At 56.2% G+C, this 541-nt stretch carries 1 protein-coding gene; it reads left to right on the forward strand.

Going from position 1 to position 541, the window contains the following annotated elements; genetic code table 11:
• Window positions 1–294: 294 nt before the first annotated feature.
• On the forward strand, window positions 295–534 hold the full coding sequence (locus O7B34_RS31925; RefSeq protein WP_337149718.1) for a hypothetical protein: 240 nt from the start codon (window positions 295–297) through the stop codon (window positions 532–534).
• Window positions 535–541: the final 7 nt, after the last annotated feature.

The raw sequence follows: 541 nt of genomic DNA on the forward strand, positions 1-541 counted from the left end.
ACCACCAGCAGGCATGTGGAAGTGGAACGCCATCCACGTCCATTGGGTGCGAGAGCATATCGTTCCCCACGCGGATGGGAGGCTATATCCCGGGAGACATGCCGGAGGTCGAGGAACACTACGAAAATTGTTGGAATCGCATGGTCGGCCAGAACAGGCTCGATAATGCCGACATCGGGTGAGCGACACCGAAAAGCCGGCGTTGGTGCGAGTGCCTTCCCCGCACGCTGGATATGTTTGGAACCGGCCCTAAATTTTTACTTCGGTTCGGGGGTCGCCACCTTGGAGGATGGGATGTTCGTGCAGTTGACCGACGGGATGATAACACGCTGGATCAATATGGACGCCGTGATCCAGATGCGACCTGATGAAGACAAACATCAGACGGAACTATTCTTGCTTAGAGAGAACGCTGGGCCGGTTTTTGTCGATGAGCCTCCGGAAGAAATCCAACAGCTGCGCGACATGGAACTCGAGCGTCTATCCCCAATTGCAAACTGGAGCGCGGGCGGTCAGAACGTCCGCCGACGATGAGCCGTTT

It is taken from the genome of Mesorhizobium sp. Cs1299R1N3, from assembly GCF_037179625.1.
Classification (GTDB): domain Bacteria; phylum Pseudomonadota; class Alphaproteobacteria; order Rhizobiales; family Rhizobiaceae; genus Mesorhizobium; species Mesorhizobium salmacidum.